The organism is Rhizobium sp. BK491 (assembly GCF_014194925.1).
In the GTDB taxonomy this organism is placed as follows: Bacteria; Pseudomonadota; Alphaproteobacteria; order Rhizobiales; family Rhizobiaceae; genus Rhizobium.
Genome location: NZ_JACIAR010000003.1, coordinates 672914 through 699804, shown reverse-complemented (window position 1 = coordinate 699804; position 26891 = coordinate 672914). Strand labels below are relative to the sequence as shown.

The following is a 26891-nucleotide window of genomic DNA, read 5'->3' as shown; positions in this document are numbered from 1 at the left end:
CCTCCGACGCGGACGCGTCGCATAGAGGAACGGCAGCAACTGTTGAAAAGCAGGAGGCTGTCGGTTCGACAGATTGAAACAGTGACTACTGAAATGAGGAGAGATCAAGCCAAGTTCAAGAGCCACAAATGCCCGTGCGTTTTTGAACCGCCTCTTATCTCACGCGTGCTGAAACGGTCTGTTGGCGGTGGTCACTGCTCGCCATCCGCCATGTGTTCCGGCCGTTGGCTTTGGCTCGGTAGAGGGCACGGTCCGCTTCCTGAATCAGAACTTCTCCGTTCTCGCCATTCTCCGGCGCCGCCGAAACGCCGATACTGATACCGATATCGACGGTGGTGCCCTCAATGCGAAAGGAGGATTTGAAGGCAGCAATGCAACCCTTCGCCACGTCGGCGACATCGCCCACCTCCCCGGTCATCAGGATGGCAAACTCATCACCGCCCAAGCGCGCAACCATGTGGCCTCTGGCCGCACCACGCAGCCGCTCGGCCACCATCTTGAGAACCTCGTCGCCGGCAGCATGCCCGAAAGTGTCGTTGACCGGCTTGAACCCATCGAGATCAAGACAGAAAACGGCGACGCTCCTTCCGTTATTTACCTTCAAGGCGTCATCGAGAGCCTTGTAGAAGCACATCCGGTTCGGCAATCCGGTGAGCATGTCGTGCCGTGCCAGACGATTGGCTTCGGCCTCCGCGAGAATGCGATCGCTGACATCGGCAATGGTCAGCAGGAGGCGGCGTTCCAGGCCTTCGTGGAGCAATCGAACGTAAACAAGCACGTGGCGTTCCGACCCATCGGCCACTCTCTGCCGCCAGACGGTTCTGGCCTCGCAATCGCCCTCGAGTTCGAGAAGGCCATCTGCAAAGCGATCCGCCTCGCTCTCGGCATGCATGTCGCACGCCCTCCGCGAGAGCAGCGTCGCTTTTGAAAAGCCATAAAAGTCGATAGCTGCCCGGTTGACCTGAAGGATCTGCAGATTGCTGCCATCGCATAGGAGCATCGGCATCGGATTGGCATCGAAAAGCTGCCGCAACCGCTCTTCGCGCTGTTTCAGCTCACTAATGTCTATCCGCATTCCAATGGCCCCGCCGTCGGGCGTACGCCGATCATCATGCCGAAGCCATCGCCCATCCTGGAGCTGCTGCTCCTCCTGTGAAACCGGCTGGCGAAACTTTCGCATGCGCTGCTTCAGCCACATATCCTTGTCTTCGACAACCTCCGGCATGCGGCCGCTTGCAAGGCTGATCTTCAGAATATCTTCGAACGCGATGCCCGGTTTGAGGTGATCGGCGATATCCGGATAGAGCTCCGCATATTTCTCGTTCCACAGGACGTAGCGATCACTCGCATCGAAGACGCAGACCGCTTCCGGCAGCATCTCGATCACATATCGAAGGCGCAGATTGGCCTCTCTCGCCGCCACCGCAGCATGGCGGTCTTCACTCCCTGGTTCGATAAGAACCGCCGTCAACCTTCCTGACGCCGAGGACCAAGTCATGACGTTGACCCGGCAATCCCGTCGATGGCCGGCGCCTGTCACGAGCAATGGCTGCGACGCAGCGCCCGGCAGCGGCCACTCCGGTATCAAATCCGAGACGGATAGGTCGTGAGGCGCATCTGAAAGGATAAAGAGCTCCAGGGCTCCCGCATTGGCGAAGACGATCGTGCCGACGGCGTCGAGCACAAGTGCCGCCATCGGACACGCTTCCAGGAATGCGACGATTTCCGCGTCCAGCATCTTCTCCCAGCGGGCCTTCAAATTTATCCCCGAGCCCGATTATAACATCGGATAGTAAAGAAATGTCGTAGATCATGACAAGACGTACCGCGCTCCTAAAATCGGAGCATCGTCCGCCGACGATTGAATTCAGCTCTTGTCCTGCTGCAACAGCCGCTCGAGCTCTCGCTCCTGCATCTCGATGGCTTGCGTGACGAAGCGCAAGATCACCTGCTTTTCCGCCTCGGAAAACTGTTTAAGCATCTGCGCGCCGGCCTGCTCGATTGGGCCATAGGCTTCTTGTCCCAGCCTGATCGCCTTCTCGGACGGTGCTACCAGCACGCGACGTCGGTCGTCCGGATCGGGAACGCGGTGGAGAAGGTCCCGGGCCGAAAGGCGATCGATCAAGGCAGTAACCGATGGCGGTGCAAGGCCGATAGCCTTGGCGACGGCGTTTGCGGGCTGCGGCGCACGCATGATTACGCTGAGACAGCGCCGCTCGGCGCTATTGAGCCCATGCAGCTTGCCGAAGGTTTCGTCGAAGCTCTCGGTCGCCTCCTGCCAGCGCATGCAGGCAAGGCTGATGGCTTCCACGAGATGACGCTCATCTTCATTTGACTTTTGTTCGATCATCGAATAATTCATTCATCAAACTATTAGAAGGAAGAACCAATGTGCCCCATTGACGATCCTGCCGCAACCATGAATCGAGCGACAAACTCCGAGGCGACGATTGGCATATGCGGCGCCGGCATAGGCGGGCTTGTGCTCGCGCTCCGGCTGGCAAGACTTGGCTTTCATCCGGTCCTGTTCGAAGCCCGCTCCAAGGAAGCCGCCTTGTCCGAAGGGGAGTTTCTGACGCTCGCGTCCAACGGCATGAACGGGCTGCGCGCGGTGGACTGCTACGAAGAAGTATTGCGTGAGGGATTGGAAACCCGTGCCATCGAGCTCTGCAATGCGCGTGGCAAAAGGCTCGCGCTCGTCGATCAGAGCGACCATTTGGCGGCATTCGGCACACCCGCCGTCACCATCAGGCGCGCCGTTCTCACAGGCATCCTGATCGAAAAGTGCCAAGCCGAAGGCATCACCATACAATTTGGCCGGCGCGTGACCAAGGTCGACAATCATGCGCATGCCGTAACGCTCAACTTCTCCGAAGGGGTTGGTCTTGCCGTCGACCTGCTCGTCGCCGCCGACGGACTGCGATCCTTCGTCCGTACACAAATATTTCCGGATTATCCCCAGCCGCAATTTACCGGCCTTATCGGCACAGGCGGCATCGTCGATGCCGACATACCGGCTACGGATGGCGTCATGCGCATGACCTTCGGCGAGAAAGCCTTCTTCGGTTACATCAAGACGGCATCCCGTCCAGTATATTGGTTCGATTCCTTCCCCGCTGATACAGCGGACGCCGTACGCGCACTGGAACCGGCAGCACTCGCCGCTCACGTTCGTCAGATGCATGCCGACGATCCCGAACCAAACAGATCGATCCTTCAAGCGGTCGGTCAGGTCGAGCGCAGCTATCCCATCTTCGATATGCCGCAGCTTCCGGTCTGGTCGACCGGGCGTGTCGTCTTGCTGGGCGACGCCGCGCATGCCATCGGCCCACATGCCGGCCAGGGTGCCTCGATGGCAATAGAAGATGCGGTAGTCTTGTCATCCTGTCTCGCAGCGACGCTCGACCACGGCGCAGCCTTTGCCCGCTATGAGGCTTTCCGGCGCCCGCGTATTGCCCGCGTGGTGAAGCTCACCCGGCAGAATGCTTCGAGGAAACGAAAAAACAGTCGCCTTAGCCTGTTTCTGCGAGATTTGCTTCTGCCTCTGCTTATTCCGATGACCGTCAGAGCTAGCCGTAGATTGTTCGCATATCGGGTCGATCTCGATCCGCTGGAGGCAAATACCTCGTTCGAAAGCGATCGCAAGGATGCAGCCTGACATTCGATCGATCTGTTGAAACCTATCTAGGAAGGCGGAATAGCCGGCGAAGTTTCCACGCCCCCGCCGACACAAGAAAGCTATCTCCGCGGCCAAGCCAGCCTGCTCCAATTTGCAATATAGATCACGAATGCAATGAACATTCCCGATCCGATAAGATCGAGCCGATGCAGGCCGAAAAGGAAGAGGCCGAGAAGCGCCAAGCCGATCGAGGAGGCCATCAGGAAGAGAGAGGGGATTAGGCTTGTGATGGGCACCCCCGCCTCGCCTTCGGCTTCAACACCATCGCCGGTCACGTGACTATTGGAGCCTGGGGGCCTATTGCCGAGCCTGACTGTCACCTTGCCGCGTCTGGTGGCGAGCCTGCCCCTAACCTTCTTTCTCGAAGTCAGAAGCACGAGCACCATCGAAATGAGCATGCTGCCGAAGCCCCAGGAGAAAACCGTGCATGCTGCCATGGCGGTCGCGTTTGCGTAGGTCCGATAAAGGTGAAGTGCCAAGGCTCCCATCGCTATGGCAATGGCAAGAAACAAGGAACCGACAATCAGGAACGTGATCCTGCCGGACAATTGCTTTTCGCCTTCCACGCGACCTCCCATCGACATCAATCCGCTCAGATTGTCCAAACTAGGAGGATATCGACGATCTTCAAACACCGGTGCGACATTTGTCGAGTTTGGCCGTCTGCCGGATGACCTTTACGAAACCGCCAGCAGCCATAATTAGCTTCGGTGTCGGAGGATGGAGGTACCCATGAAGATTGCAAGATCCGCCTCGGCGGTGACCATCATCGGTTTATTTGCCATGAACGCCGAGGCCGCAGGGATCGATTGCGCAAAACCTGGTTCGACAGGTGACCACATGATTTGTCGGGACAAATCGCTGCTGGCCCGGGATGCGATGGTGAGCGATCTCTATGCTGCCGCGCTGAAGCACGACGACGCGGGCAAAATCCGGGAACAGCAACGGCACTGGATTACGACGGTACAGTCCTGCAGCGACGCTGAATGCATTCGACAGGCCTACGACGACCGGATCGCGTCTCTCCTGAGGACCAAGGGCGGACAAAGCGCATCGGCGGATTTCCAGTCGACCGGCGCCGACGGCAATGAGGGTCATCTCGCGATCTTCGGGCCGGTTGAGGGCTTCCTCGCGGTCTCGCTCGCCTCGACCTATGTTGGCCCGGGCGGCGCCGACGCGGGCGATGTCAATGCCGATGGCATCGACGGTGTCGTCCCGCTGACGAAGGAGCACGCTGAACTCACCAGAGAAGCGTGCAAGATCGGCCTTGACCGTCTCGACGCAAGAACCTGGCGCGTATCACAGGCGGGTGTGTGCGATTTTGCGGATGGCGTGACCCTGCAAGGTACCTACCGCAAGGAATAATATGGTCCGAACTCGGTTGCCTACTGGGTGAAGCATAGCTCGCGAGACTGGAATATACCGATCGCCGGATCGACCTCGGTAGCGAGGCACTTTTTGACCCGGCCGCCAACGACGGCCGAAGCCTCTTGAGACAAGACAAAAAATTGGGCGATCAGCTGCCGGCGGCGTCGGAGGTGCACTTCTTGACGAAGCTGGTCTTTGCGGCGCCAGCAAGCTTCTTTGATGCTGCCTGGGTATCGCAGGCGGCTGCGGCGTCCTTCTCGCATTTCTTGGTAAAACTGGTCAAAGCGGCGCCTGCCAGCTTCTTATCGGCGGCCTGGGCCTTGCATGTCGCATCCGCCGCCATCGCACCACCGGCAATGCAGGTCGAGATAATGGCGATTCCGAGCAGTCTGATCATCGAGTTCCTCCGGGGCTTACCGCGGCAAAAGGCCGAGGTAACCAGACACTAACGCAATGTCAGCCGCAGTAAAGAGACGCGCGGATCATCTATAGACGAGAAAAAGCGCATGCACTCCCGTTCAAACGGCGCGACCTCAATTGATCGCCGCTTGAACGCATCGGCAAAAGCATAGAAACTACATATAGACGCAGAAGCGGCATGCAGCCCCTCCTCCACGCCATGGTAAGCGTGGCAAGCAACAACATAAAATGAAGTCATCTCCGGTCCTCCCATGAAGACAATTTCAGGCACGAATCTCGAACAGGCCAAATCGCATAATCGGCGTGTCGTGATCGAGGCCATTCGCACCAACGGGCCGATGTCGCGCGCAGCGATTGCGCGCATGACAGCACTGACCACACAGACGGTTTCGAATATCGTGGAGGAACTCGCGCGTTCGCACCTCCTTATCCCGATGGAGGCGCAGAAGATCGCCCGCGGCCAGCCCATCATCCCATACACCATCAATCCCATGGGGGCCTACTCCATCGGCCTCGAACTCGGCCGCCAGCGTGCGGCCGGGGTACTCACGGATCTTTCCGGCACGGTTTGCGTCCGCATTGACCGCCATGTCGACAGGCCGGGACCGACCGAGGCAATGTCGATCTTTGCCGAGATCGTCAGGGATCTGCAGGAAGCCTTTTCCTTCGATCACGCCCGGTTGCTGGGCGTCGGCATTGCCCTACCCGGTCGCTACGCCGATGGCGGCGTCACCTCGCTAAGCCCACTGAACCTGCCGGGCTGGCAGGATTTTCCCGTGGCCCGTGAACTCGAACGCCTGATCGGCCTGCCTGTGCTTGTCGAAAACGATGCCACAGCGGCGGCGATCGGCGAGCGGCTCCATGGTGTTGCCCGCGGCCTCGGAAGCTTCGTCTATCTCTTTCTGGCGGGTGACGGCGGCATCGGCGCCGGCATGTTCCTCGACGGCCACCTCTACAAGGGCAGCCGTGCCAATGCCGGCGAAATCGGCCACATCATCGTCGAGCCGCATGGCAGGCTTTGCACCTGCGGTAAGCGCGGCTGTCTCGACCGCTATGTCTCGCCATCCGTCGCCTACGAATGTCTGGAGATCGAGGATGCGCAGGAGCTGGACCCGGATCAACTGGATGCGATGATTGCGGCCAACAACCGCGGCCTGGAGGTCTGGTTGGAACAGGCTGTGCAGCCGCTTCGACAGACGCTCGATTTCCTCGAACTGGCCTTCGATCCGCAGACGATCGTGCTTGGCGGCAGCGCTCCCACATCCCTCATGATCGGACTGGCCGAGCGCGTGGAGCCGCTGTACACTCCAGTGAATCCGATGGAAAAGCGCACCATTCCCCGGTTGATGATCGGCGCCACCGGCAAGGATACCGCCATCCTCGGCGCGGCGGCCTTGCCCATTTTCTCGGAAACCAACCCTCAATTCGATGTGCTTCAGAAGCCGCTGACGCACCGCGCCGTCATAGGCTAGGCAAGCGGCTCGAGCTGCGTTCTGGCAACCTTGCTCAGGCGCGACCCGGCTGGGTCGCGCCTGAGGGCCGTGCATCAAGCTGTCAAAATTGATGCAGGCCGTAAAGCAGCGGCATCGTGCCTGCGAGCGCCTTGAATCGCTCCCACGATTTGGCCGAAGGCTTGGTCCAGCCGGTTTCCGCCAGCGCCGAAAGACGTGGGAAGACGAGCCGGTCGAAAACGGCGCGGTCGGTCATCGGCTCCGACCAGATGCAGGCCTGGATGCCACGAAGCTTCTCCTTCTGCGCATCCGTCCAGCCGCCGACGGGATCGAAGGTGTAGATCTTCTCCGCGTCGGAATAGCCGGCCCAACTGCCGCCCGGCTCGTCCCAGTCCGGGCGCATCGCCATGTCGAGATAATAGACCTGGCCAGGGCAGACGACGATCTCGTAGCCACGACCAGCGAGCTCAGCCGCCACTTCGACGTTGCGCCAGCTGCAGAGATAGCTCTTGTCCTTGTCAATCCTGTCACCATGCGCCGCCTCTTCCCAACCGCCAGTTATGCAGCCCTTCGAGGCAAGAAACGCCTGGATACGCTCCAGGAATTCGGCCTGCAGGATAGCAGCACCCGAGCCGTGAATATCGTCGGCCCCGTGCGTGTTGGTGATGACGTTCAGGCGCTTGGCATGGGCGTCCGCTAACTCGTCGCCGGCCAGTTCGCGCAGACGGGCAAGCGCCTCCGGAGAGCCGGACCAAGCGCCAAGCGGCACTTCATCGGCGCCGATATGGATCGTCTTGAACGGGAAGAGTTCGATCAGTTCGGAAAGGATGGTCTCGATAACCTCATAGGTCTTTTCGCGCGCCGGATTGACGCAATTGTCCGGGAAGCCTTGCACCGAATAATAGCTGCCGACCTCGTTCGGATCGCGAAGCTCCGGGATCGCCTGCTGCATCGCATAGCAATGGCCGGGCATGTCGATCTCGGGCAGGATCTCGATGCCGAAACCTTTGGCGTAAGCGACGATCTCGCGCACGGCCGCCTTGGTATAATAGCCCCCGGTGCGAGCCGGGCTGGAGCCGAGAAGCGGCGGCAACGGCAGTCCGTGGCCCCGCCATGCGCCGATCTCCGTCAATGCCGGATAGGCATCGATCTCGACGCGCCAGGATTCGTCGTCCGATAGGTGCCAATGGAAGCGATTGAGCTTGTTCCAGGCAAGAACCGCCATCAGCTTCTTGATTTCAGCCGTGCCGTAGAATTGGCGCGAGACGTCGAGATGCAGGCCGCGCCAGCTCATGGACGGCTCGTCGACGATCTCGCCGGCGGCCGGGAAATGGAAAGCCTGTGGATGCAGGCGTGCCCCGCGCCAGATCTGGCCGATGGTGACGAGGCCATAGACGAAGCCGGTCTGGGTACTCGCCTCGACAGTGACGCTCTCCGAGGCAAACTCCAGCCTATAGGCTTCGGGGCCTAGACCTTCCGTTTGACGCAGCACCACCGTTGCAGCGCCTTCCGCCTCGGCGCGGACAAGTCCCTCGGCCGCGAAGAGATGCTCTACGAGAGCCGTGAAGCTTGCAGCCGCCGCCTGTGCTTCTGGTGTCGTCGCCTTCAGCGCAAAGCCCGCCGGCAGCGGACGGCGCGACGAAACCGCAACGCGGTTCGGCCAGGGAATGATCGCCAGTGGAACAGGAGGATTGGCCGGAACGGGATAGATTTCGGCGCCGCGCTTCAAAGGTGCATTGCTTGACGATGTGCGCGTCGGCTCAGTGGCAAGGGATACGGCAGTTCCATCGCAAAGCGCCAGATAAGCACTGGTGGCACCATCCGTCCAGTGACGGAAGGGCCAGCTCAAAGCATGAACCGTAATGGTCCATGTCTCACCACCAGCCAGTATGAAGCCTTCCGGCGGCTGGAATTCGGTGAAATTGGACAGCCGTTTCGTGACCGTTGCGCCCTCGACGATGCCGGCAGGATCAACGCGGCCGGGGCCGCTGACGCAGAGCGCGAATCCGGAAAGCGGCTCTGATGACAAGTTCTTCAGCCGCAGGACATAGGAAAATTCCTTATCGCCCGTCGGCGGGTTCCAGGTTGTTTCAAGCCGCAGAGCCAGGGATCGCGGTGTGGACATGAGCATTCTTTCTTCCTGAGGGGTTCGTTCAAAGCTTGAGCATGCCGGCGTAGATGCCGGGTGCGGAATTGGGGATCTGGATCGCGCCGACCGTCTTCTCGTAGAATTCCGACGGGCCGACATCGCCGATGACCGTATAGGCGTAGCCCATAGCCTTCTGGTCGTTGAGGCAGGCAAACAGCAGCGCGCGCCCGATGCCGAGGCCGCGAACGCTTTCGTCGACGCCGGTCGGGCCGAAGAAGCCGCGAGCAGTCGCCTCGTGACAGGCAAAGCCAACAAGCTCCCGATTGCGCGTGGCGATAAAGCATGTCGGCGGCTGGCGGCTCATCGCGACAGTCGTCTCGCTCGCCCAGCCCTGGCTGAAATGTTCCGCCACCCAACCGGTGATAAGCCTCAACTCGGGCGGCAGTGCCCGCCGAATGGTGACGCCTGCCTTCGCCATGCGCTCCGGCGACTGGGTGTCGATCGGCAGGGCCGATAGATTGACCAGGTAGTCCAAGGGGAATTCCTCCTAATTCGATGCGACGAGCGCACGCATGAAATGATTGGGGCCGACCTCCTCGACCACTGTCGAGACCGGCCGGCTGAGCGCGCGGATCTTCTCCGCCTGTTCGAGGAAGCGGGCACTGCCGCCGGTCACGAACCTACGGCCACCATCCGGCACAGCAGAAAGCAAAAGCTGCGTATAGGGGTGCTTTGGACTGGCGAGGACGGCATCGGTCTCGCCCCACTCGACCATCTGGCCGGCAAACATCACCACGATCTCCTCCGCAACATGGGCAGCCGTTGCGATATCATGGGTGATGTAGAGCATGGCGAGATCGTTTTCCCGTTTTACCCGTGCCAGCAGATCGAGAATGTCCTTGCGGATCGAGACGTCGAGCATCGAAGTCGGCTCGTCGGCCACCAGTACGCTCGGAGAAACCGCAAGCGCTCGGGCAATATTGACGCGCTGGCGCTGACCGCCGGAGAGTTCGTGCGGAAACTTCTGCCGCGTCACCGCAGGATCGAGCCCGACACTCTCGAGCAGCTTCGCGATATCCTCCTCTCGCTCGGCCTTGGGCTTGTCTCCACCGTGCAACTGCAGTGGCCTTGCGATGTGATGATTGATCGTGAAGGCCGGGTTGAGCGAGGAGAACGGATCCTGAAACACCATCTGCACATCCTTGCGGTACATCCGCTCGTCTTTGCTCGCCCCTCGCGCCGTGCGATCCTGTCCGCGAAAGAGGAGCCGGCCGGCAGTCGGCTTGTCGAGGCGGGCAATGATGCGGGCGCAGGTGGTCTTGCCGCAGCCGGATTCGCCGACCAATGCCAGCGCCTTTCCCGCGAATAGTGAAAGGGAAACGCTTTTCAACGCGTGCACGGGGCCGAAATGGCGCTGGATATCATCGAGCCGGATGACGGGTTCTGCAGTCACAGCCTGTATCTGCGGTTTCATGCGAAAACTCCGAGAGGATGGGCGCTGGCCGGAAGCTGTGGAATGGCATTCCAAAGCTTGCGCGTGTACTCATGAACGGGCGACTGGCTGACCTGAGTGACATCACCGACCTCGACCAGTTCGCCCCTCAGCATGACGCCGATACGGTGGCATAGCTGCGCCATCAGATGCAGGTCATGGGTGATGAACAGCACCGAGAAGCCATAGGTCTGCTGCAGGTCGAGAACCTGTTCGAGAATCTCACGCTGCACGACGACATCGAGCGCTGTAGTCGGTTCGTCCATGATGATGAGTTCAGGACGTAGCGCCAGGCAGATGGCGATGACGATGCGCTGGCGCATGCCGCCGGAAAACTGGTGCGGGTAATCGCCGACGCGATGCGGTGGGATGCCGACCAGCTTGAACATTTCTTCGGCCCGCGCACGCGATTCCTGACACGTGCATCCGGTGTGGCGACGCAAGACGTCGTGGAATTGTGCCTCCACCCGCATCAGCGGATTGAGAGAATTCATGGCGCTCTGGAATACCATGCCGATGCGCTTCCAGCGGATCTTCTGCAGCTCGCCTTCCGGCATCTTGAGCAGATCCTGCCCGTCAAGCCGAATGCTTCCGCCGCTGATCCAGGCCGGAGCCTTGGAGAGCCGGGTGATCGCATAGGCGATCGTGCTCTTGCCGCAGCCGGATTCGCCGGCAAGACCGAAGATTTCGCCGCGGCCGATATTGAAGGATACATCCTTCACCGCGCGGAAATCACCCTTGTCGAGCAGATAGTCGATATTGAGATGTTCGATCTCAAGCAGATTGCCGCTCATTGCTCGGTCCTCATCATGCGGTTGCGAGCGCGTGTCAGGCGGAACCAGCGGGTCAAGGCCGGGCCGGAACGCAATTGCGGATTGGCGATTTCATCGAAGGTGAAGTTGATCAGCGCAAGACCAAGCCCCGTCAGCGCGATGCCGATGGCCGGTATGCCGATATCCCACCAGGCGCCGACCATGATGGCCGAGGCATTCTGAGCGTTGTAAAGCATGGTGCCCCAAGTAACCTTCAGCGGATCGCCGAAGCCGAGATATTCGAGCGTGGTCTGGGCAACGATCGCATAGATGATGCTGCCGACCAGGTTGATGCCGATGAGCGGCGTCAGATTCGGCAGGATCTCGACGAAGATGATGCGCCAGGCGGGCTCGCCGATCATCTTGGCGGCGGTGACGAAATCGCGGTTGCGCAGCGCCATCGTCTGGGAACGCGTCATGCGCGCACCCCATGGCCAGGACGTCAGGGCGATGATAGTCATGATCGTCATCGGCCCGACTGTGCCGGCAAAGGAAGCGAGCAGGATGAGGAGCGGCATGTTCGGGATGACCAGCACCGCGTTGGTGGCAAGGTCGAGTGCCGCATCGGTCTTGCCGCCGGTATAGCCGGCGATGAGACCGATGGCGGTGCCGAGCACGGTAATCGCGATGCCCGTGGCGAAGCCGACCGAAAGCGAGCTTCTGGCGCCCCAGACGAATTGCTTGTAGACGTCGCGGCCCATCTTCGTCGTGCCGAAGACATGCTCGACGGATGGTGGTTGATGTGACCGCCCCACGCGAGCGCCGGGCTCGCCGGGAGCGATGATCGGCGCGAAGATCGCCATCAGGCATAGCGCCGCGACGATGACGAAGCCGACAAGCGCCTTCTTCTGGCTGAAAATAGATCGGAAGGAGAAGCTCATCGGCCTGCCTCTCTCAATCGCGGGTCAACGAGGCCGTAGATGATGTCGACGAGGAAATTGGCGCCGAGCGTTGCGAGCGTCATCAGCAGCAATTGTCCCTGGATGACGGGATAGTCGCGCGCCACACTGGCGGTAAACAACGTCAGCCCAAGACCCGGATAATTAAAGACAATCTCGGTAACGATCGAGCCGCCGAAGACGGCGCCGAGTATCAGCGCAAGATTGGTGAGAACCGGCAAAAGCGCGTTACGCGCGCCATAGCCGAACATGACGGCGAGATTGCTCAGCCCCTTGGCGCGGCCCATCGTCACGTAATCCTCGCCAAGCACGACGATCATCGAAGAACGCATGGTGGTCTGGAACTCACCGATCAGGAATGGTGACAGCGTCAGCACCGGCAGGATCGCGTGCATGAACACGCTGCCCAAGAAGGTGAAATTGAAACCCGGATCGAGGTTGGGATCATAGGCATATCCCACGGGGAACCAGCGCAACGATACGGCGAAGACGAACAGGGTCGTGAGCGCCACGATGACGGGCGGTATCGAAAACAGGATGACCGCGAAGGGCGATACGACCGTATCGAACCGCCCGCCGCGCCTCCATGCCGCGACCGCACCGAGCACGACACCGACACACAGCGAAAATATGATCGCGGTGACCACAAGGAAGATGGTCCAGAGAGTCGCCCGGCTCAGCACCTGGACCACCGTCTGCGGATAGTATTTGACCGAAACGCCAAGATCGAAGGTGGCGAGGCCTTTAAGGTAATCGAGGAACTGCATCATGATCGGTTGGTCGATCTCGCCGAAACGGGCCTTGATCGCCTCGACTGCCGCGGGCGTGGCCCGCGGCCCGAGCTGGGCGACCATGGCATCGACGGGACTCCCCGGCATAAGCCGGGGAAGAATGAAGTTCACGACGATCGCGAAGGCCAGTGCCACCGCATAGACGCCGAGGCGCCGGCTCGAAACACGCATATCTGCTTCCTTCGCTTTGGCCTTATTGGACCGGCTTCAGACGCAGAAGATGCATGAGACGCATGCGGTTGTTATCATGGTTTTCCGGATTCATCACCGGATCCTTGTCCGTGACCCAACCGGTGAAACGCTTGCTGGAATACTGATACCAGGTCGGGCCGTTGAAGACGGGAACGACCGGGAAATCGTCGGCGATCAGAACCTGGATATCGTTGAAGATCTTCTTGTGATCATCATCGGAAGACGACTTCAGATATTGATCGAAGAGCGCATCGAGCTTCGGGTTGGAGTAGCGTGGCGCGGCGACGGTGAGCTTGCCGGCATAGGCCGTCGACAGGCTCTGATAATAGCCCTGGAACGGCGTCGCGCTGTCGGCGCGCGAGTTCATGACGACATCGAAGCTGCCATCGAGAAGCTGCTTGCGCCACTGCTCGTATTCCGGCGTGGCGACGGAGGCATTGATACCTACGGCGCGAAGCCCTTCGACGGCGATCTGCACGGCATCGATCCAGTCGGTCCAGCCGTTCGGCACGATGACCGCGAAGGTGATCGGCTTGCCGCTCGGCGTGGTGCGGAAGCCATCCGCGCCCTTCTTGTAGCCGGCGTCATCCAGGATCTTGTTTGCCTTGTCGGTATCGAAACCCATGAAGGCGTCCTTGTCGCCTTCGGCAGCCTTGTTGCGCCAGCTTTCGAAGCGCGGCGGCAGGCCGCTGGCATGGAGGTTGACGACCGGATAACCGAAGCCGGCAATATCGACCATCGATTTGCGGTCCATCGCGAGGCTGAACGCATGGCGGAAGTTGAGATCCTTGAATGCCTCGAAATTACCGACACTCGAAGATTTGAAGTTCATCTCGAAGGCAACGGTTTCCGCCGGCGGCTGCCAGTAACCATTATGCTGTGGGTCGAGCGCGACGAAAGTCTTGTCGATCTGCGGCAGGAACGAGCCGATCCAGTCCACGGTGCCTTCCGGCAGCAGCGCCAGCATCTGGTCGTTGCCCGAAATCTGCGGCAGGCGCAGGCAATCGACGTGCAGCGACGCCGCATCCCAGTAGTTCGGATTGCGGCACTGCTCGTAGACCTGCGGGGTAAAGCGGCGAACCTCGGTCATCGGGCCGGAGCCGACGGGCTTCTCGTTCTTGAAGGCGACCGGATCGGCCACGTCCTTCCAGATATGCTCGGGCACGACGGCGAGATCGGCGAGGGATTCTGGGAATTCGGAATTTACGGCCTTGAGCTTGATCGTCACCTCTGTCGGCGACGGTGCTTCGACGGAGGCGACTGTCTGGCCGACACCAACGGTGTCGACAGCCGGGTTCTTCAGCATCAGGTCGATCGTGTATTTCACGTCGGCCGACGTCAGCGGCTGACCGTCCGACCATTTCACGCCGGGGCGCAGTTCGTACGTAATCGACTTGAGATCGTCGGAAAACTTGTAGCTGGTCGCGAGACGCCAGACCGGCTTGCCGCCGTCATTGGCGTTGAAGATGACCAACGGCTCGTAGATGAAATCCATCGTGCTCTGGCGACGACCGGCCAGATCGAAAGGATTGAAGTTGCTGACCCAGCTGGTCTGCTCCTCGATGTGCATCGTCAGCACGGATTCCGCAGATGCCATGCCTGCACCGAACGCCAGTGAAGCGCCAAGCGCCGCCGCTGCCAGTGATGTCCGATAAAATAGATTGCGCAATGACTTTTTCCTCATTCTCATTTCCAGCCCCTCTTGCTGTTTGTGAGTAGTCAATCAAATTGATTTAATATCGAGTTTCAGAGCTCGTCAATCGCTGATTGGAAATCAACAGGCATCGATTTTAAGATTTGGAAGATTGCCGCTGATGTCGGCACGCAAGCCCCCGCTACCGGAAATTGCGTGGGGATATCGCGAGAGCTGTGTCCTGGTGGCAGCAGAGCGAGTCGCGACTACAGGGCCGCAATCGGGAAAAAAAAGCGTGCGCTTATCCAAAATCCCGAAGCAGACAGCGCGCCTGTTTTGGGATTGAAGAGCAGATATTGGAGAAACTGATTATTAAATTGCGTCACCATAAATGGACGCGAGATCAATTGCGATGCAGCCCTTGCCGCACCGCAATCGAGGCAAAAAACAGCGCTCGGTCAGTCGAGCGGTTTGTAGGCGATGACGTCCATTTCCACCTTCACATCGACCATCATTGGCGACTGAACGGTCGAACGGGCTGGCGGATGATCGATGAAATGCTTTTCGAATACCGCATTGAAGCTCGAGAAATCACGAGCGTCATCCAGCCACACATTGACCTTCACCACATGCTCGAGCGTGCAATCGGCAAGAGCAAGGACATCCTTGATATTGGCAATGACCTGCTCGGTCTGCGTGACGATATTGCCCGTAACGATTTCGCCGTTGATGGTCGGAACCTGGCCCGAAACGTACACGAAATCGCCTGCCCTGACGGCCTTGGCGAAAGGGCGACGCTGGCCGCCGGCCTGATTGTCGGCGACGTCGAAACGGATCAGCTTGTTCTTGCTCATGATATCCTCAGTCTTACCCCGTTGCTGAAAGTCGCAGTCGCCGTCATTCATCGTGAACAGGCCCAAGCGTTCGACTCTCCTAGCAGCTTCCTTATCTGTCGCAACGGCGCTACGCCAGATCGTTTTGTTCGCTTGCGGGATGGACATGGAGCGATGCTTCTGCGACTTCGATCGAAATCTTAACTTCAAGAACAAGAAAAACCCTTTTATTTTCAGGCGACTACGGACGCTTCCTCGACAAAAGACATGTCGTCGTTTTGTCGCGCTTGGCATGATTGCCTTTTCGCCCCCGGGCCTGATAAGACAAAGCCATATTTCGTCGTATGATTGGTTGACGTTCAGGAGGAGTCGTCATGGCAGAACTCGCGCAATCGCTTGCGTCCATTCGCATTCCCGATCTTGCCGGCAAAAGAGTATTGATAACGGGGGCTTCGACCGGCATCGGCGCCGCCGTGGCACGCGCCTTTGCCGCACAGGGTATGAAAATCGGCCTGCACTTCAATGCAAGCCGCGAACCGGCGGAAAAGCTGGCCGATGAAATCAAGGCTGGCGGCGGAACCGTCCATCTCATTCAGGGCGATGTCTCGCAAGACGGCGGGACCGAGAGCGTCGTCAAGGATGCGGTAGACGCGCTGGGTGGCCTCGACGGCCTGATCAACAATGCCGGCGGCATGCTCGGGCGGCTGCCGACCGCCGAAATGACAGATGAGCATTATGAGCGTGTGATGAACCTCAATGCACGCTCCGTCCTTGCGGCAACCCGTGCCGCTCATCCACACCTGAAAAAACAGGGCGGCTTCATCATCAACACGACCTCGATTGCCGCGCGCAACGGCGGTGGCAATGGTGCAATTCTCTATGCCGCCTCCAAGGGTTTCGTCTCGACCATTACCCATGGGCATGCCAAGGAATTCGTCAACGACAAGATCCGCGTCAATGCCGTCGCACCCGGCGTCATCGCGACGCCGTTCCATGAGCGCTATACCAACGACGAGCAGATGGAACTGCAGCGCAAGACGATTCCCATGGGATTCGTCGGCACGCCGGAAGACTGCGTCGGCGCTTATCTCTTCCTCGCCTCTCCCACCCTGTCCGGCTACATCACCGGCCAGATCATCGAGGTCAATGGCGGCCAGCTCATGCCGTGAAGTGCGGTCAGCGGTCGCTTTGTGTGTCGGGCAATGTTAGTCTTGCCCGGCGCGGGACCTTCGCGTCGAGGAAGATGGAGCGCATGCAGATGGCAAAGACGCCCACTCATGACGGCATCGAGACGTCGGTGGAATTGACCCATCCGGAGCGGGTCTATTGGCCCGACGATAATATTACCAAGCATGATCTTCTCGAATATTATGCCCTGGCGTGGGAGCGCATGTCGCCATTCGTCATCAATCGCCCCCTCGCCCTCTTGCGCTGCCCCGATGGTATCGACGGGCCACGCTTCTTCCAGAAACACGCCTGGAAAGGCATCAATCATCACATCACCGAAATCGCCGATCCTGAAGACAAAGACGCTGCGAAACTTTTGAAGATCGAGAGTTTCGACGGGCTTGCTGCGCTCGTCCAATCAGCCGCCCTGGAGATACATCCCTGGGGCACCACGATCGATCATTGGGAAAAGCCCGACATGATCATCATGGACCTCGATCCCGGCGAGGATATCGCATGGAGCAAGGTCGTGACTGCAGCGAAAGAGATCAGGGAGCGGTTCGCTGCCCTGGGCCTAACCTCCTTCGTCAAAACCTCTGGCGGCAAGGGCCTGCATGTGGTCGCATCCGTCAAACCGCAGGCGACCTGGCCTGATATCAAAGATGCTGCCGAAGCGATCGCCCATGCCATGAGCGCCGATAGTCCGCAGACATATTTGTCGGTCGCCAGCAAGGCGAAACGAGCTGGTCACATCTTCATCGACTATCTGCGCAACGGCCGCGGCAATACCGCCGTGGCACCCTATTCGACACGCGCCAGAAAGGGCGCGGCCGTTTCGATGCCAGTCAATTGGGAAGAATTGGACGACACGATCGGGCCTGCTTCCTTTACGGTCAAGAATGCGGCATCGCGCCTCGGCCACTCGAGCGCCGATCTTTGGGCAGATTTTTTCAAGGCGGCATCGCCGCTCAAAGTCTGACGCTACACGAGAAACGGGACCAGCGCCGGCGTGCTGGCCTTATAGTCGGCATACGCCGAGCCGAAGGTCTCGCTCATCCAGCTTTCCTCGATCTGCACACGGCGCAGCACGACATAGAGAACGGCGACGATGGCCAGGGCCGCCGCGATGTCGCCTCGCGCAATTGCCGAGCCGATGATGGCAAGCAGTAGGCCGGAATAGATCGGATGCCGAACGAGCGCATAGGGACCGGAGCGTACGAGCGCGTGATCCTCCTTGAGGGTAATCACGCCGCTCCAGTTTCTGCCGATGTGATAGCGCGCCCAGACGGCGAAGATCAGACCGATGAAGGTCAAAGCAGCACCGATTGCATAAGATGTAGGGTCTTGCGGAATGATACGATATCGTAAGGGGCCGAACCACGATGGATCGATTGAAAGCAGGAAGGCGCCGATCCAGATCGGCGCGGTATTGCCGAGCCGCGACCACGGATCCTCCTGCCGCACGCTCTTCTTGACGCCGAACGAGGCGAAAAGCCAGATCAACAACCAGATGATCCAGCATGCAGGAATGAATTGATAAAGCAGCATCGCTCAGGCCACATCTTTGTCCAGTTCCGGATAGTGCCGGAAAATGCCGTTCTCATTGAAGGGAATGCGGCGATCAGATTGAAGATAGCGAGCAATGTTGGGCCGTTTCATGACAGCTGCGTGCAGCGCAGTCAGATGCGGATAATCGCGCTCAAAATGCTTTGTCGCGCGCGGGAAGGCATAGTGCAATCCCTCATAGACCTGGAACAGCGATAGATCGACATAGGTCAATTCGCCGCCGAAGATATGGTTCGATCCTTCGGGGTTTTGCTGAAGCACTTTCTCGAAATAGCCGAGAAACTTGGGAATGCGGTTTTCGATGAATTCTGCAGCGCGCGCTTTGGCCTCTTGCTTCTGGTCCTCGTAATATTTCGACGTTGCGATCGGGTGATGCGTGTCGTGTACCTCGGCGACGAGATCGGTGATGGTCAACTGCAGGCCGTTCAACACGTGGCGCTTTCCTTCGTCCCTCGATGCCAGACCTAGTTTCGGCCCGAGATACATCAGGATATTCGCCACATGCGGAATAATCAGATCACCGTCCTTCAGAAATGGCGGCGCAAACGGAAGATCGAAGTCGGATTTTCCGCCCATGACGGCGAACATGGCGGGCGTTCCCTGCCCCTTGGCTGCCGGTCCGCGACAAACATCGACATACTCCGCACCCGCCTCCTCCAGCGCCAGCCGAACGAATTCGCCGCGCCCCTGAATGCCATCCCAATAATAGAGTTCGTAAGCCATGCGGTTTTTCACTCCCGAGAATTGAAAACGTCAGCCGCGGCAGTCGTAGCGACGGGCATATTCTCGTCCCCGTCACCATCGGCGCATCGCAAGCCTACAATTTAGCGCCGATGGTACAGAAGAAGATAAGTGGCGACCGACGGTATGGGCTACACATATGCGCCAGAAGCCCTGTGAATGTCATCTTCGGCCTGTGAAAAAGGTCCGGCGAGACCTCCAACGGGGAGGCTAGCTGCGCGCATTATGCTCGTGGCGTTTACGCGTCGCCGCCGCCTTCCTGGCAGAGGCGGAACGCTCAGAAGCCGGTCGCTTGGCAGCAGCGCGTCCGCCTATCCTGCCGCCCTTTTCGGACGATTCGTGATTTTCGGAATGGCCGCGACCGGAGCCGGATTTCTTGCCGCCGCCGCTTTCCTTATTGACCGTCGCCCAGGCACGCCGCTCCGCCTCCTCATTGGAAACGCCGCGGTCTTCATATCCTTCCTCGATATGCTCAGCCTTGCGCTTCTGTTTGTCCGTATAGGCCGATTTGTCTCCTCGGGGCATGATCTTTCTCCTTGTTAGGACGAAAAACCAACCCGTCGTCAGAGAAAAGGTTCCGAGATCCGCCCGGGCGAATTGCGATTACTGGACAGCAGATTGGCTGGAAGCATTCGGAAGCGCCGATCATGCCGTGCGGCGGCAGATTGCTTGGCAGAAGCCGGGAAAAAGATGCCGACTGAACGATCGATGATCAAAATCAGGACCAAGGCGGCCAGCAGATAGAGCGCGGTCAATATAAGGAGAGATGTCATCGCATCGCTCCAAACCCATTGGCGAAACAGGCAATGCAGCACGCCGCAACGATTGCGGCAACAGTCATTTCCCTATCATCGATGTCGCTACGACCCATTGCTAAGCTCCCTTCGCAATTCGTAGCATCGATGTGTGACAACTATGTCGCGCCGGAGAGCCAAATCACCGGAATTATTGCAAATATTCCGCCGGCCACTGTCTTTTGAAAGAGAGGGGGCCTGCCGTTGCCAACAGGCCGCTCCTGTCTCCGCCACACTCTTGAGACCGACACGCCTTACACCTTCGGCGCTACAGCCTTCTTCGGCGTTTTCTTCGCGGGTTTGGCCGACTTCTCCTCGGCAACAGCCGCCGCAGCGACCGCCGTCTTGCGCTTCGCCTTTGGCTTGATATCGATCGCGCTGCCGTTTGCTACAGTCTTTTCAAGCGCAATACGCTCGCTGCTCGCCTGCGCCCAGTGCTCGGCGTCGCGTCCCGAAGGATGACCTTCCTCTTCCCATATGGCGTATGCGCGTTTCTTGATCCATTCGTCCCGAGGTTCCAACATCTGCTGTTCTCCGTTCGCATCATTGAACATGGTTTTGATGAACAATGCCCGTTCTTGAAATGCGGGCTTTACGCCTCCCCCGAGCAGTCAAGACACTAGGTCAAGCCTTCTTCGGTCTCGACTCTCGAACCGCAGTGGCGCTTCAAACGAAAGACAGATTTACCGTGGGGGACGGTAGCGAAGCAGCCGAAGCACCCTAACTATGAAGGCGGTGACAACGGGGTTCAATTAAAATTATCTAATAGGATGAATTTTCGCACCGATAGCCTTCTGATGACCGCAAGCCGGCTCATTGCAGCTTTTGCGCGCAAGGATATACTTGCATCATGATCGACCTCGTGGCCGCCCATTGGGGCCAAATTCTCGCCGTCCTTTCCATCGCGATGGGGGCCGCCGCTGCAATCCATGCAGCCATGACCAAAGAGGATGTCCGCGCCGCGATCGGCTGGGTCGGCGTCATCATCCTGTCCCCCATCATCGGTGCCGTCCTCTATGCTGTCGCCGGCATCAATCGAATCCGCCGGGCCTCCCTCAGCTCGCAGCGAGATGCGCTCTTTCGCAAGGATGCGAATGGCGAGCTCTCCAGCTTCGACGCGGATGACGGCGAGGTGCGGCGGCTCTTCGGCGAACGTTTCGGCTCGATGAAGACGCTCGGCGACCGGGTCGTCCGTTACACGATGAGCACCGGCAATACGATCGAGATGCTGACGAACGGCGATGTCGCCTATGCCGCGATGAAAGCCGCAATCGATGGCGCCGAACGCAGCATCCTGATGGAAACCTATATTTTCGATCGCGATCCGATCGGCCTTCGCATCGCCGATGCCCTGATTGGCGCGACCAAACGCGGCGTCAGCGTCCGCGTGCTGATCGATGCCGTCGGCGCCCGCTATTCCGTGCCGAGTATCATGGGTTATCTGCGCCAGGGCGGCGTTCAGGTCGACGTCTTCAACGGCAATGTCATCATCGGCCTCCGGTTGCCCTACGCCAATCTGCGCACCCACCGTAAGATCCTCAGCATCGACGGGCGAATTGCCTTTACCGGCGGCATGAACATACGCCAGGGTTTTACGCGCGAATTCGCTCGCGATCACTGCGCCCGCGACATGCATTTCTGCGTCACAGGACCGGCAATCGCCGATCTCTTCAATACGGCAGCCGAAGACTGGCGCTTTACCACGGGCGAGGTCCTGAACGCCCCGGAGTGGCGAATTGCCGCCCCTTCCAACGAGCCGGGTGCCCCCGTCTTTATGCGGGTCGTCGCCTCCGGCCCGGATCGCAGCGTCGAGACCAATCATAAGATGCTGATTGGTGCGCTGTCGGTGGCGCGCAAATCCATCCGCATCATGTCGCCTTATTTCCTGCCCGATCGAGAATTGATCAGCGCTCTAGTGACAGCAGCCCGGCGCGGCGTCGAGGTCGATATCGTCGTGCCGACAGCCAATAATCTCGTGCTCGTCGACCGAGCCATGACGGCGCAATTCGACCAGATGCTGAAGAATTATTGCCGCATCTGGCGCGCCGAAGGCGCTTTCAACCATTCCAAGCTTTTGGCTATCGACGGCATCTGGGCCTATGTCGGCTCTTCCAATCTCGATCCGCGCTCGCTGAGGCTCAATTTCGAGGTGGATCTCGAGGTGCTCGATCGCGGCTTTGCCGGCACGATCGATGCGCATATCGGCGCAATCCTCGAAACGGCGCATCCGGTCGATCTCGAAAAGCTTCGGGCGCGGCCCTTCGTCGTCAGACTTGTCGAAAAGGTGCTTTGGCTCGGTTCGCCTTATCTCTGACGCTGGCTTAACCGAACAATCTGGCCTGGTCGCAGCCTTTTTACATGACAAGGCCAACGATCGCTTCTTATACTCCCTTCCATGTGCCCGACATGGTCTGATCAAGGAACGGTCGACGGATAGATGCGAAAGAAGAAAGAAAGCCTCCGTGCGAGCATTCTGGAAAGCCTGAAGAACCGCAAGAAATCGCGCCCCAAGCCGGCTGGCGGCCAGGTGGACCGACCGGAAGGCACATTGATCGCCTCGTACAATGTCCACAAATGCGTCGGCGCCGACCGTCGCTTCGATCCGGAACGCACCAGTCGCGTCATTCATGAAATCGATGCCGATATCATCGGCTTGCAGGAAGCCGACACCCGTTTCGGGGAACGCACGGGTATCCTTGATCTGCGCCGCCTCGAGCGCGAGACGGGGCTTATTCCGGTGCCGATCACCGGCGTCACCAAGGCCCATGGCTGGCATGGCAATGTCGTGCTTTTCAAGCAGGGCACGGTTCGCGATGTCCATCAGATCAATCTGCCCGGGCTGGAGCCGCGCGGCGCACTCATTGCCGAACTGGAATTGGCGCGCGGCGGAAGCCTCAGAATCATTGCCGCGCACCTCGGCCTGCTGCATCGTTCTCGTGCGCAGCAGACGCGTCTGATCGTCGACCTCATGAACGACGGCAGCGAGATACCGACCATCCTGCTGGGCGATCTCAATGAATGGCGGCTGGGCGACCGCTCATCGCTCAATACTTTCCAGGCCGCCTTCGGCCCGCTTCCGCCTGCTGTTCCGAGCTTTCCCTCGACGCTGCCACTCCTGGCGCTCGATCGCATCATGGCAAATCGCCGCGGCATGATCTCCTCGGTCGAAGTGCACGACTCACCACTGGCGCGCATGGCGTCGGATCATCTGCCCATCAAGGCGGTCGTCAGTCTCGAAACGTTCGACAACGACGCTCAGCGGCATCCACAGACAGCCTAGACGTTATCGACATGCTTCGTGTTGATCCCACCGATATATGTGATGACGGGCGAAGGACCATCTTATAGGCTGCCCGCAATTGACCGATCCGGGAGACAATCCATGCTGAAGACTTTGTTGCTGACTGGCGCCGCCGGTGGCGTCGGGCAGGCGATCAGGCCGCTTCTGTCGCAAATTGCCGAGAATGTCGTTTTATCCGATCTCTCGCCGATAAGCGACTTGCGTCCGAACGAGCGTTTCGTCGCTTGCGATCTCGCCGACCGTGGCGGCGTCGAGGCAATGGTCAAGGGCGCGGACGGGATCATCCATCTCGGCGGCATTTCGGTCGAGAAGCCATTCGATCTGATCCTTCAAGGCAACATCGTCGGCCTCTACAATCTTTATGAAGCAGCGCGCGCCGCCGGCAAGCCGCGCATCGTTTTTGCAAGCTCCAATCACACGATCGGCTTCTACCATCGCGACGAGCGGATCGACAACAAGGTGCCGACACGGCCGGACTCGCTCTATGGCGTCTCAAAAGTATTCGGCGAGGCTGTCGCCAGCCTCTACTTCGACAAGTTCGGCCAGGAAACGCTTTCGGTGCGTATTGGTTCGTGCTTCCCGGAGCCGCGCAATACGCGCATGCTCGCCACCTGGTTCAGCATCAGGGATTTCGTCTCGCTGTGCGATTGCGCCTTCAACGCCCCGCGTCTCGGCCACACGATCGTCTACGGCGTCTCGGACAATGACGAACAATGGTGGGACAACAGCAACGCAGCTTTCCTCGGCTGGAAGCCGCGCGATAGCGCAGCGCCGTGGCGGGCCGAAATTCTGTCGAGAACGCCCACTGAGGATCCAAACGATCCCGCAATCGTCTATCAGGGCGGCGGCTTCGTTTCTGCCGCTCACCCCGAGGACTGATCGTCAGACGCCGTTGCGAAAGAGCTTCCAACGGGTCGGCCTGAAGGCGATGCGGTTGCGGTCCAATGCGTCCGCCTTGTTCGGCGGCAGTTCGATCTCCATAGGATCGTGCTCGGCACCGATGTTGATCTCGAGATGGCGGGTACCTGCCACGCGCCTGCTGGCAACGAGCAAACCCGCAATCGCGCCGCTATCGCCGTCGCGAATCTCGATATCGTGGGGTCGGAAATAGAGATAGGCTTCGCCATCGGGCTCATGCGGCGTGCTGAGCCCCAGCGGCTTGTCCTCGAACCAAATCTCGCCGCTGGTGATGCGCACCTTGAGGCGATTGGATTGACCGATGAATCCATAGACGAAAGGCGAGTTCGGCGTGTCGTAGATCTCGTCCGGCGTGCCGACCTGCTCAATCGCGCCCTTATTGAGCACGACGACGCGATCGGCGAGCTCCAGCGCTTCTTCCTGGTCATGGGTCACGAAAACGGTGGTGTGGCCGGTGCGGTCGTGAATCTCGCGCAGCCATTTGCGCAGGTCCTTGCGCACCTGCGCATCGAGTGCGCCGAAGGGCTCGTCGAGAAGCAGGACATTCGGCTCCACAGCCATGGCCCGCGCCAGCGCAACACGCTGCCGCTGGCCGCCTGAAAGCTGCGTTGGATAACGCTTCTCCAGGCCATTTAGCTGCACCAGTTCTAGCAGCTCCGTTGCACGGCGGCGGATTTCATCGCGCGGCGGGCGCCGCGATGCAGAGCGAACCTTCAGGCCGAAGGAGATATTGTCGAGCACGGTCATGTGCCTGAACAGCGCATAATGCTGAAACACGAAGCCGATGTTGCGCTGCTGCACGGTCTTCGACGAAGCATCATCCTCGCCGAAGAAAATCTTGCCTTCCGTGGGCGTTTCCAGCCCGGCAATCAGGCGCAGCAGCGTCGTCTTGCCAGAGCCGGATGGCCCGAGAAGCGCGATCAGTTCGCTCGAGCGGATATCCAGGGACACGTCATGCAATGCGGGAAAGCGACCGAATTCCTTACGCAGGTTTTGAACGCGAACTTCCATCAAAAATTCCTTCAGTGACGCCGGCTGGCTGCGATCTCTTCGCTATAGCGCATTTCCAGCAGCGTCTTCAGTATCAATGTGACGAGGGCAAGCAGAGCCAGGAGCGTAGCAACGGCAAAGGCCCCAGAGAAATTATATTCGTTATAGAGAATCTCGACCTGCAGCGGCATGGTATTTGTTTCGCCGCGAATGTGGCCGGAGACGACCGAAACGGCGCCGAACTCACCCATGGCGCGGGCATTGCAGAGCAGGACGCCGTAAAGCAGACCCCATTTGATGTTCGGCAGCGTGACGTACCAGAATGTCTGCCAGCCATTCGCTCCAAGCGAAAGTGCTGCCTCCTCGTCTGCGCTGCCCTGCTCCTGCATCAGCGGGATCAGTTCGCGCGCGACGAAGGGAAAGGTGACGAACATCGTCGCCAGGACCAGCCCAGGAACCGCAAACAGGATCTGAATACCGTGGCTCTGCAGCCAAGGGCCGAATATGCTGTTCGAATTGAACAACAGCACAAAGACCAGGCCCGATATGACCGGCGACACCGAGAATGGCAGATCGATCAGCGTCGTCAGTAAGGCCTTGCCCTTGAATTCGAATTTGGCGATCGCCCAGGCGGCAGCAATGCCGCAGACGAGGTTCAACGGCACACTGATACCTGCAACGATCAATGTCAGCCGGATCGCCGCGAAGGTTTCCTCGTCAACCAAGGCTTCGAAGAAAGTCTCGATCCCTTTGCGGAATGCCTCGACGAAAACGGCAGCGAGAGGCAGAAGCACCATCAGCGTCAGGAACGCGAGCGAGATCAATATGAAGACGATGCGCGCAAGCCGGCTTTCGGTGATGACGGAATGATCGGTTTCGACTGATGCAGAAAGATCATGCGCCATAGCCATATCTCCTTCTGCTCCAGGACTGGATGAGATTGATGATCAAAAGCATGGTGAAGGAAATGAACAGCATCACTGTCGCGATCGCCGTCGCTGCGGAATAATTATACTCCTCCAGGCGAATGACGATGAGCAGCGGCGCGATTTCTGAAACATAGGGCTTGTTGCCGGCGATGAAGATGACCGATCCGTATTCGCCGGCCGCGCGCGCGAATGCCAATGCAAACCCCGTCAGCGCCGCCGGCGCAAGACCTGGCAAGAGCACGCGGGTTATAGTCTGGAAACGCGACGCGCCGAGGGTCGCTGCCGCTTCCTCGACCTCGCGGTCGATCTCTTCCATGACGGGCTGCGCGGTGCGCACCACGAACGGCAAGCCGACGAAAATCAATGCAATGACAATACCGACCGGAGTGAACGCGATCTTGATGCCGAGTGGCGTCAGGAACTGCCCAATCCAGCCATTCGGCGCGTAGAGCGTCGTCAGGGCAATACCGGCGACTGCCGTCGGCAGGGCGAACGGCAGATCAACCATGGCATCCAGGATGCGCTTGCCCGGAAAGCGATAGCGCACGAGCACCCAAGCCAGGATAAGTCCGAGCACGGCATTGACGAGCGCCGCGATGAAGGCGCCGCCGAAGCTCATGCGCAGCGCATAGAGCGTGCGCACGTCAAGCGCAAGGGCCCAGAAATTCTGCCAGCCGAGCGCGCTGCTCTTCCAGAGCAGTCCCGACAGCGGAATGAGAACGATGAAGATGAGCCAAGCCAAGGTAACGCCGAGCGCCAATCCGAATCCCGGAATGACGCTCGGCTGCCGTAACCGCCACCGTTTGCGGGTTATAGAATGCATTCA

General features: G+C 59.3%; 27 protein-coding genes. 8 read left to right on the top strand and 19 right to left on the bottom strand.

All coding sequences use genetic code 11. The features are described 5' to 3' along the window. Window positions 1-154: 154 nt before the first annotated feature. Together FHX05_RS17680 and FHX05_RS17675 are read right to left on the bottom strand one after the other, a co-directional pair. Entirely contained in the window at window positions 155-1738 is a 1584-nt protein-coding gene (locus FHX05_RS17680; RefSeq protein ID WP_210294900.1) for a diguanylate cyclase, read from the bottom strand. Between the two features lie 129 nt (window positions 1739-1867). Beyond that, window positions 1868-2350: a MarR family transcriptional regulator gene (locus tag FHX05_RS17675; protein ID WP_246698979.1), complete on the bottom strand. Its 483-nt coding sequence runs from the start codon at window positions 2348-2350 to the stop codon at window positions 1868-1870. Between the two features lie 39 nt (window positions 2351-2389). Between FHX05_RS17675 and FHX05_RS17670 the strand changes: the two genes are divergently transcribed. Further along, the gene (locus FHX05_RS17670) at window positions 2390-3658 is read left to right on the top strand and encodes an FAD-dependent monooxygenase (RefSeq protein WP_183873342.1); all 1269 of its coding nucleotides are present in this window, start codon (window positions 2390-2392) and stop codon (window positions 3656-3658) included. An 80-nt stretch (window positions 3659-3738) separates the two neighbouring features. Here FHX05_RS17670 and FHX05_RS17665 read toward each other — a convergent pair whose 3' ends face one another. Then, window positions 3739-4245 carry a hypothetical protein gene (locus tag FHX05_RS17665; RefSeq protein ID WP_183873341.1) on the bottom strand — a complete coding sequence of 169 codons (507 nt, stop codon included), beginning with the start codon at window positions 4243-4245 and terminating at the stop codon, window positions 3739-3741. Window positions 4246-4411: 166 nt separating this feature from the next. Between FHX05_RS17665 and FHX05_RS17660 the strand changes: the two genes are divergently transcribed. Beyond that, the gene (locus tag FHX05_RS17660) at window positions 4412-5044 is read left to right on the top strand and encodes a hypothetical protein (protein WP_183873339.1); all 633 of its coding nucleotides are present in this window, start codon (window positions 4412-4414) and stop codon (window positions 5042-5044) included. A gap of 151 nt (window positions 5045-5195) precedes the next feature. Here the strand turns inward: FHX05_RS17660 and FHX05_RS17655 are convergent, their stop codons facing one another. Then, window positions 5196-5444: a hypothetical protein gene (locus FHX05_RS17655; RefSeq protein WP_112603861.1), complete on the bottom strand. Its 249-nt coding sequence runs from the start codon at window positions 5442-5444 to the stop codon at window positions 5196-5198. Window positions 5445-5718: 274 nt separating this feature from the next. On the opposite strand from FHX05_RS17655, the gene FHX05_RS17650 reads away from it, so the two are divergent. Next, the gene (locus FHX05_RS17650) at window positions 5719-6939 is read left to right on the top strand and encodes an ROK family transcriptional regulator (RefSeq protein WP_183873337.1); all 1221 of its coding nucleotides are present in this window, start codon (window positions 5719-5721) and stop codon (window positions 6937-6939) included. Window positions 6940-7021: 82 nt separating this feature from the next. Here FHX05_RS17650 and FHX05_RS17645 read toward each other — a convergent pair whose 3' ends face one another. From FHX05_RS17645 to FHX05_RS17610, 8 genes are all read right to left on the bottom strand, one after another. Then, entirely contained in the window at window positions 7022-9049 is a 2028-nt protein-coding gene (locus FHX05_RS17645) for a beta-N-acetylhexosaminidase (protein ID WP_183873335.1), read from the bottom strand. A gap of 22 nt (window positions 9050-9071) precedes the next feature. Next, window positions 9072-9542 carry a GNAT family N-acetyltransferase gene (locus tag FHX05_RS17640; RefSeq protein ID WP_183873333.1) on the bottom strand — a complete coding sequence of 157 codons (471 nt, stop codon included), beginning with the start codon at window positions 9540-9542 and terminating at the stop codon, window positions 9072-9074. 12 nt (window positions 9543-9554) lie between these two features. Then, the gene (locus tag FHX05_RS17635) at window positions 9555-10481 is read right to left on the bottom strand and encodes an ABC transporter ATP-binding protein (RefSeq protein WP_183873331.1); all 927 of its coding nucleotides are present in this window, start codon (window positions 10479-10481) and stop codon (window positions 9555-9557) included. After that, window positions 10478-11293, bottom strand: a complete 816-nt coding sequence (locus tag FHX05_RS17630) for an ABC transporter ATP-binding protein (protein ID WP_183873329.1) — start codon at window positions 11291-11293, stop codon at window positions 10478-10480. Before FHX05_RS17630 ends, FHX05_RS17635 begins: the two co-directional genes overlap by 4 nt. Further along, complete coding sequence (locus FHX05_RS17625) at window positions 11290-12192, bottom strand: ABC transporter permease (RefSeq protein WP_112603870.1); 903 nt, start codon at window positions 12190-12192, stop codon at window positions 11290-11292. Before FHX05_RS17625 ends, FHX05_RS17630 begins: the two co-directional genes overlap by 4 nt. Then, window positions 12189-13172, bottom strand: a complete 984-nt coding sequence (locus FHX05_RS17620) for an ABC transporter permease (RefSeq protein ID WP_112603872.1) — start codon at window positions 13170-13172, stop codon at window positions 12189-12191. The genes FHX05_RS17625 and FHX05_RS17620 overlap by 4 nt, the downstream gene beginning before the upstream one ends. A gap of 22 nt (window positions 13173-13194) precedes the next feature. Further along, window positions 13195-14883 carry an ABC transporter substrate-binding protein gene (locus FHX05_RS17615; protein ID WP_183873327.1) on the bottom strand — a complete coding sequence of 563 codons (1689 nt, stop codon included), beginning with the start codon at window positions 14881-14883 and terminating at the stop codon, window positions 13195-13197. Between the two features lie 401 nt (window positions 14884-15284). After that, window positions 15285-15680 carry a RidA family protein gene (locus FHX05_RS17610; protein ID WP_112411413.1) on the bottom strand — a complete coding sequence of 132 codons (396 nt, stop codon included), beginning with the start codon at window positions 15678-15680 and terminating at the stop codon, window positions 15285-15287. A gap of 353 nt (window positions 15681-16033) precedes the next feature. Between FHX05_RS17610 and FHX05_RS17605 the strand changes: the two genes are divergently transcribed. Together FHX05_RS17605 and ligD are read left to right on the top strand one after the other, a co-directional pair. Further along, complete coding sequence (locus tag FHX05_RS17605) at window positions 16034-16828, top strand: SDR family oxidoreductase (RefSeq protein ID WP_112603876.1); 795 nt, start codon at window positions 16034-16036, stop codon at window positions 16826-16828. Between the two features lie 89 nt (window positions 16829-16917). After that, a complete protein-coding gene (gene ligD, locus FHX05_RS17600; protein WP_183873325.1) occupies window positions 16918-17805 on the top strand; it encodes a non-homologous end-joining DNA ligase in 888 nt (295 codons plus the stop codon). 2 nt (window positions 17806-17807) lie between these two features. Here the strand turns inward: ligD and FHX05_RS17595 are convergent, their stop codons facing one another. From FHX05_RS17595 to FHX05_RS17580, 4 genes are all read right to left on the bottom strand, one after another. Next, window positions 17808-18374, bottom strand: a complete 567-nt coding sequence (locus FHX05_RS17595) for an isoprenylcysteine carboxylmethyltransferase family protein (protein WP_183873324.1) — start codon at window positions 18372-18374, stop codon at window positions 17808-17810. A gap of 3 nt (window positions 18375-18377) precedes the next feature. Beyond that, window positions 18378-19115 carry a glutathione S-transferase gene (locus tag FHX05_RS17590; protein ID WP_183873322.1) on the bottom strand — a complete coding sequence of 246 codons (738 nt, stop codon included), beginning with the start codon at window positions 19113-19115 and terminating at the stop codon, window positions 18378-18380. A 228-nt stretch (window positions 19116-19343) separates the two neighbouring features. Then, window positions 19344-19658, bottom strand: coding sequence for a plasmid stabilization protein (locus FHX05_RS17585; protein WP_183873320.1), 315 nt, complete (start codon window positions 19656-19658; stop codon window positions 19344-19346). Window positions 19659-20181: 523 nt separating this feature from the next. Then, the gene (locus FHX05_RS17580) at window positions 20182-20451 is read right to left on the bottom strand and encodes a DUF2934 domain-containing protein (protein WP_112337392.1); all 270 of its coding nucleotides are present in this window, start codon (window positions 20449-20451) and stop codon (window positions 20182-20184) included. Between the two features lie 326 nt (window positions 20452-20777). Here FHX05_RS17580 and FHX05_RS17575 point away from each other — a divergent pair, with 326 nt between their 5' ends. The 3 genes from FHX05_RS17575 to FHX05_RS17565 all read left to right on the top strand — a co-directional run bounded on the left by FHX05_RS17575 (window position 20778) and on the right by FHX05_RS17565 (window position 24107). After that, window positions 20778-22241, top strand: a complete 1464-nt coding sequence (locus FHX05_RS17575; protein ID WP_183873318.1) for a phosphatidylserine/phosphatidylglycerophosphate/cardiolipin synthase family protein — start codon at window positions 20778-20780, stop codon at window positions 22239-22241. Between the two features lie 123 nt (window positions 22242-22364). Continuing rightward, entirely contained in the window at window positions 22365-23207 is an 843-nt protein-coding gene (locus FHX05_RS17570) for an endonuclease/exonuclease/phosphatase family protein (RefSeq protein ID WP_183873317.1), read from the top strand. Window positions 23208-23309: 102 nt separating this feature from the next. After that, window positions 23310-24107 (top strand): NAD(P)-dependent oxidoreductase, encoded by a 798-nt coding sequence (locus FHX05_RS17565; protein ID WP_183873315.1) that lies wholly within the window; start codon window positions 23310-23312, stop codon window positions 24105-24107. A gap of 3 nt (window positions 24108-24110) precedes the next feature. On the opposite strand, the gene FHX05_RS17560 is transcribed toward FHX05_RS17565, so the two are convergent. The 3 genes from FHX05_RS17560 to cysT are packed head-to-tail and all read right to left on the bottom strand — an operon-like array spanning window position 24111 to window position 26888. Further along, window positions 24111-25157: a sulfate/molybdate ABC transporter ATP-binding protein gene (locus FHX05_RS17560; protein WP_183873313.1), complete on the bottom strand. Its 1047-nt coding sequence runs from the start codon at window positions 25155-25157 to the stop codon at window positions 24111-24113. Window positions 25158-25168: 11 nt separating this feature from the next. Beyond that, the gene (cysW, locus tag FHX05_RS17555) at window positions 25169-26041 is read right to left on the bottom strand and encodes a sulfate ABC transporter permease subunit CysW (RefSeq protein WP_112337308.1); all 873 of its coding nucleotides are present in this window, start codon (window positions 26039-26041) and stop codon (window positions 25169-25171) included. Then, complete coding sequence (gene cysT / locus FHX05_RS17550; protein WP_069609968.1) at window positions 26031-26888, bottom strand: sulfate ABC transporter permease subunit CysT; 858 nt, start codon at window positions 26886-26888, stop codon at window positions 26031-26033. Before cysT ends, cysW begins: the two co-directional genes overlap by 11 nt. Window positions 26889-26891: the final 3 nt, after the last annotated feature.

What these genes read in the sequence shown, in the direction of transcription:
- FHX05_RS17680 (WP_210294900.1), bottom strand. Translation starts at nt 1,738, where the DNA reads ATGCTGGACGCGGAAATCGTCGCATTCCTGGAAGCGTGTCCGATGGCG.
- FHX05_RS17675 (WP_246698979.1), bottom strand. Translation starts at nt 2,350, where the DNA reads ATGATCGAACAAAAGTCAAATGAAGATGAGCGTCATCTCGTGGAAGCC.
- FHX05_RS17670 (WP_183873342.1), top strand. Translation starts at nt 2,390, where the DNA reads ATGTGCCCCATTGACGATCCTGCCGCAACCATGAATCGAGCGACAAAC.
- FHX05_RS17660 (WP_183873339.1), top strand. Translation starts at nt 4,412, where the DNA reads ATGAAGATTGCAAGATCCGCCTCGGCGGTGACCATCATCGGTTTATTT.
- FHX05_RS17655 (WP_112603861.1), bottom strand. Translation starts at nt 5,444, where the DNA reads ATGATCAGACTGCTCGGAATCGCCATTATCTCGACCTGCATTGCCGGT.
- FHX05_RS17650 (WP_183873337.1), top strand. Translation starts at nt 5,719, where the DNA reads ATGAAGACAATTTCAGGCACGAATCTCGAACAGGCCAAATCGCATAAT.
- FHX05_RS17645 (WP_183873335.1), bottom strand. Translation starts at nt 9,049, where the DNA reads ATGCTCATGTCCACACCGCGATCCCTGGCTCTGCGGCTTGAAACAACC.
- FHX05_RS17635 (WP_183873331.1), bottom strand. Translation starts at nt 10,481, where the DNA reads ATGAAACCGCAGATACAGGCTGTGACTGCAGAACCCGTCATCCGGCTC.
- FHX05_RS17630 (WP_183873329.1), bottom strand. Translation starts at nt 11,293, where the DNA reads ATGAGCGGCAATCTGCTTGAGATCGAACATCTCAATATCGACTATCTG.
- FHX05_RS17625 (WP_112603870.1), bottom strand. Translation starts at nt 12,192, where the DNA reads ATGAGCTTCTCCTTCCGATCTATTTTCAGCCAGAAGAAGGCGCTTGTC.
- FHX05_RS17620 (WP_112603872.1), bottom strand. Translation starts at nt 13,172, where the DNA reads ATGCGTGTTTCGAGCCGGCGCCTCGGCGTCTATGCGGTGGCACTGGCC.
- FHX05_RS17615 (WP_183873327.1), bottom strand. Translation starts at nt 14,883, where the DNA reads ATGAGAATGAGGAAAAAGTCATTGCGCAATCTATTTTATCGGACATCA.
- FHX05_RS17610 (WP_112411413.1), bottom strand. Translation starts at nt 15,680, where the DNA reads ATGAGCAAGAACAAGCTGATCCGTTTCGACGTCGCCGACAATCAGGCC.
- FHX05_RS17605 (WP_112603876.1), top strand. Translation starts at nt 16,034, where the DNA reads ATGGCAGAACTCGCGCAATCGCTTGCGTCCATTCGCATTCCCGATCTT.
- ligD (WP_183873325.1), top strand. Translation starts at nt 16,918, where the DNA reads ATGGCAAAGACGCCCACTCATGACGGCATCGAGACGTCGGTGGAATTG.
- FHX05_RS17595 (WP_183873324.1), bottom strand. Translation starts at nt 18,374, where the DNA reads ATGCTGCTTTATCAATTCATTCCTGCATGCTGGATCATCTGGTTGTTG.
- FHX05_RS17590 (WP_183873322.1), bottom strand. Translation starts at nt 19,115, where the DNA reads ATGGCTTACGAACTCTATTATTGGGATGGCATTCAGGGGCGCGGCGAA.
- FHX05_RS17585 (WP_183873320.1), bottom strand. Translation starts at nt 19,658, where the DNA reads ATGCCCCGAGGAGACAAATCGGCCTATACGGACAAACAGAAGCGCAAG.
- FHX05_RS17580 (WP_112337392.1), bottom strand. Translation starts at nt 20,451, where the DNA reads ATGTTGGAACCTCGGGACGAATGGATCAAGAAACGCGCATACGCCATA.
- FHX05_RS17575 (WP_183873318.1), top strand. Translation starts at nt 20,778, where the DNA reads ATGATCGACCTCGTGGCCGCCCATTGGGGCCAAATTCTCGCCGTCCTT.
- FHX05_RS17570 (WP_183873317.1), top strand. Translation starts at nt 22,365, where the DNA reads ATGCGAAAGAAGAAAGAAAGCCTCCGTGCGAGCATTCTGGAAAGCCTG.
- FHX05_RS17565 (WP_183873315.1), top strand. Translation starts at nt 23,310, where the DNA reads ATGCTGAAGACTTTGTTGCTGACTGGCGCCGCCGGTGGCGTCGGGCAG.
- FHX05_RS17560 (WP_183873313.1), bottom strand. Translation starts at nt 25,157, where the DNA reads ATGGAAGTTCGCGTTCAAAACCTGCGTAAGGAATTCGGTCGCTTTCCC.
- cysW (WP_112337308.1), bottom strand. Translation starts at nt 26,041, where the DNA reads ATGGCGCATGATCTTTCTGCATCAGTCGAAACCGATCATTCCGTCATC.
- cysT (WP_069609968.1), bottom strand. Translation starts at nt 26,888, where the DNA reads ATGCATTCTATAACCCGCAAACGGTGGCGGTTACGGCAGCCGAGCGTC.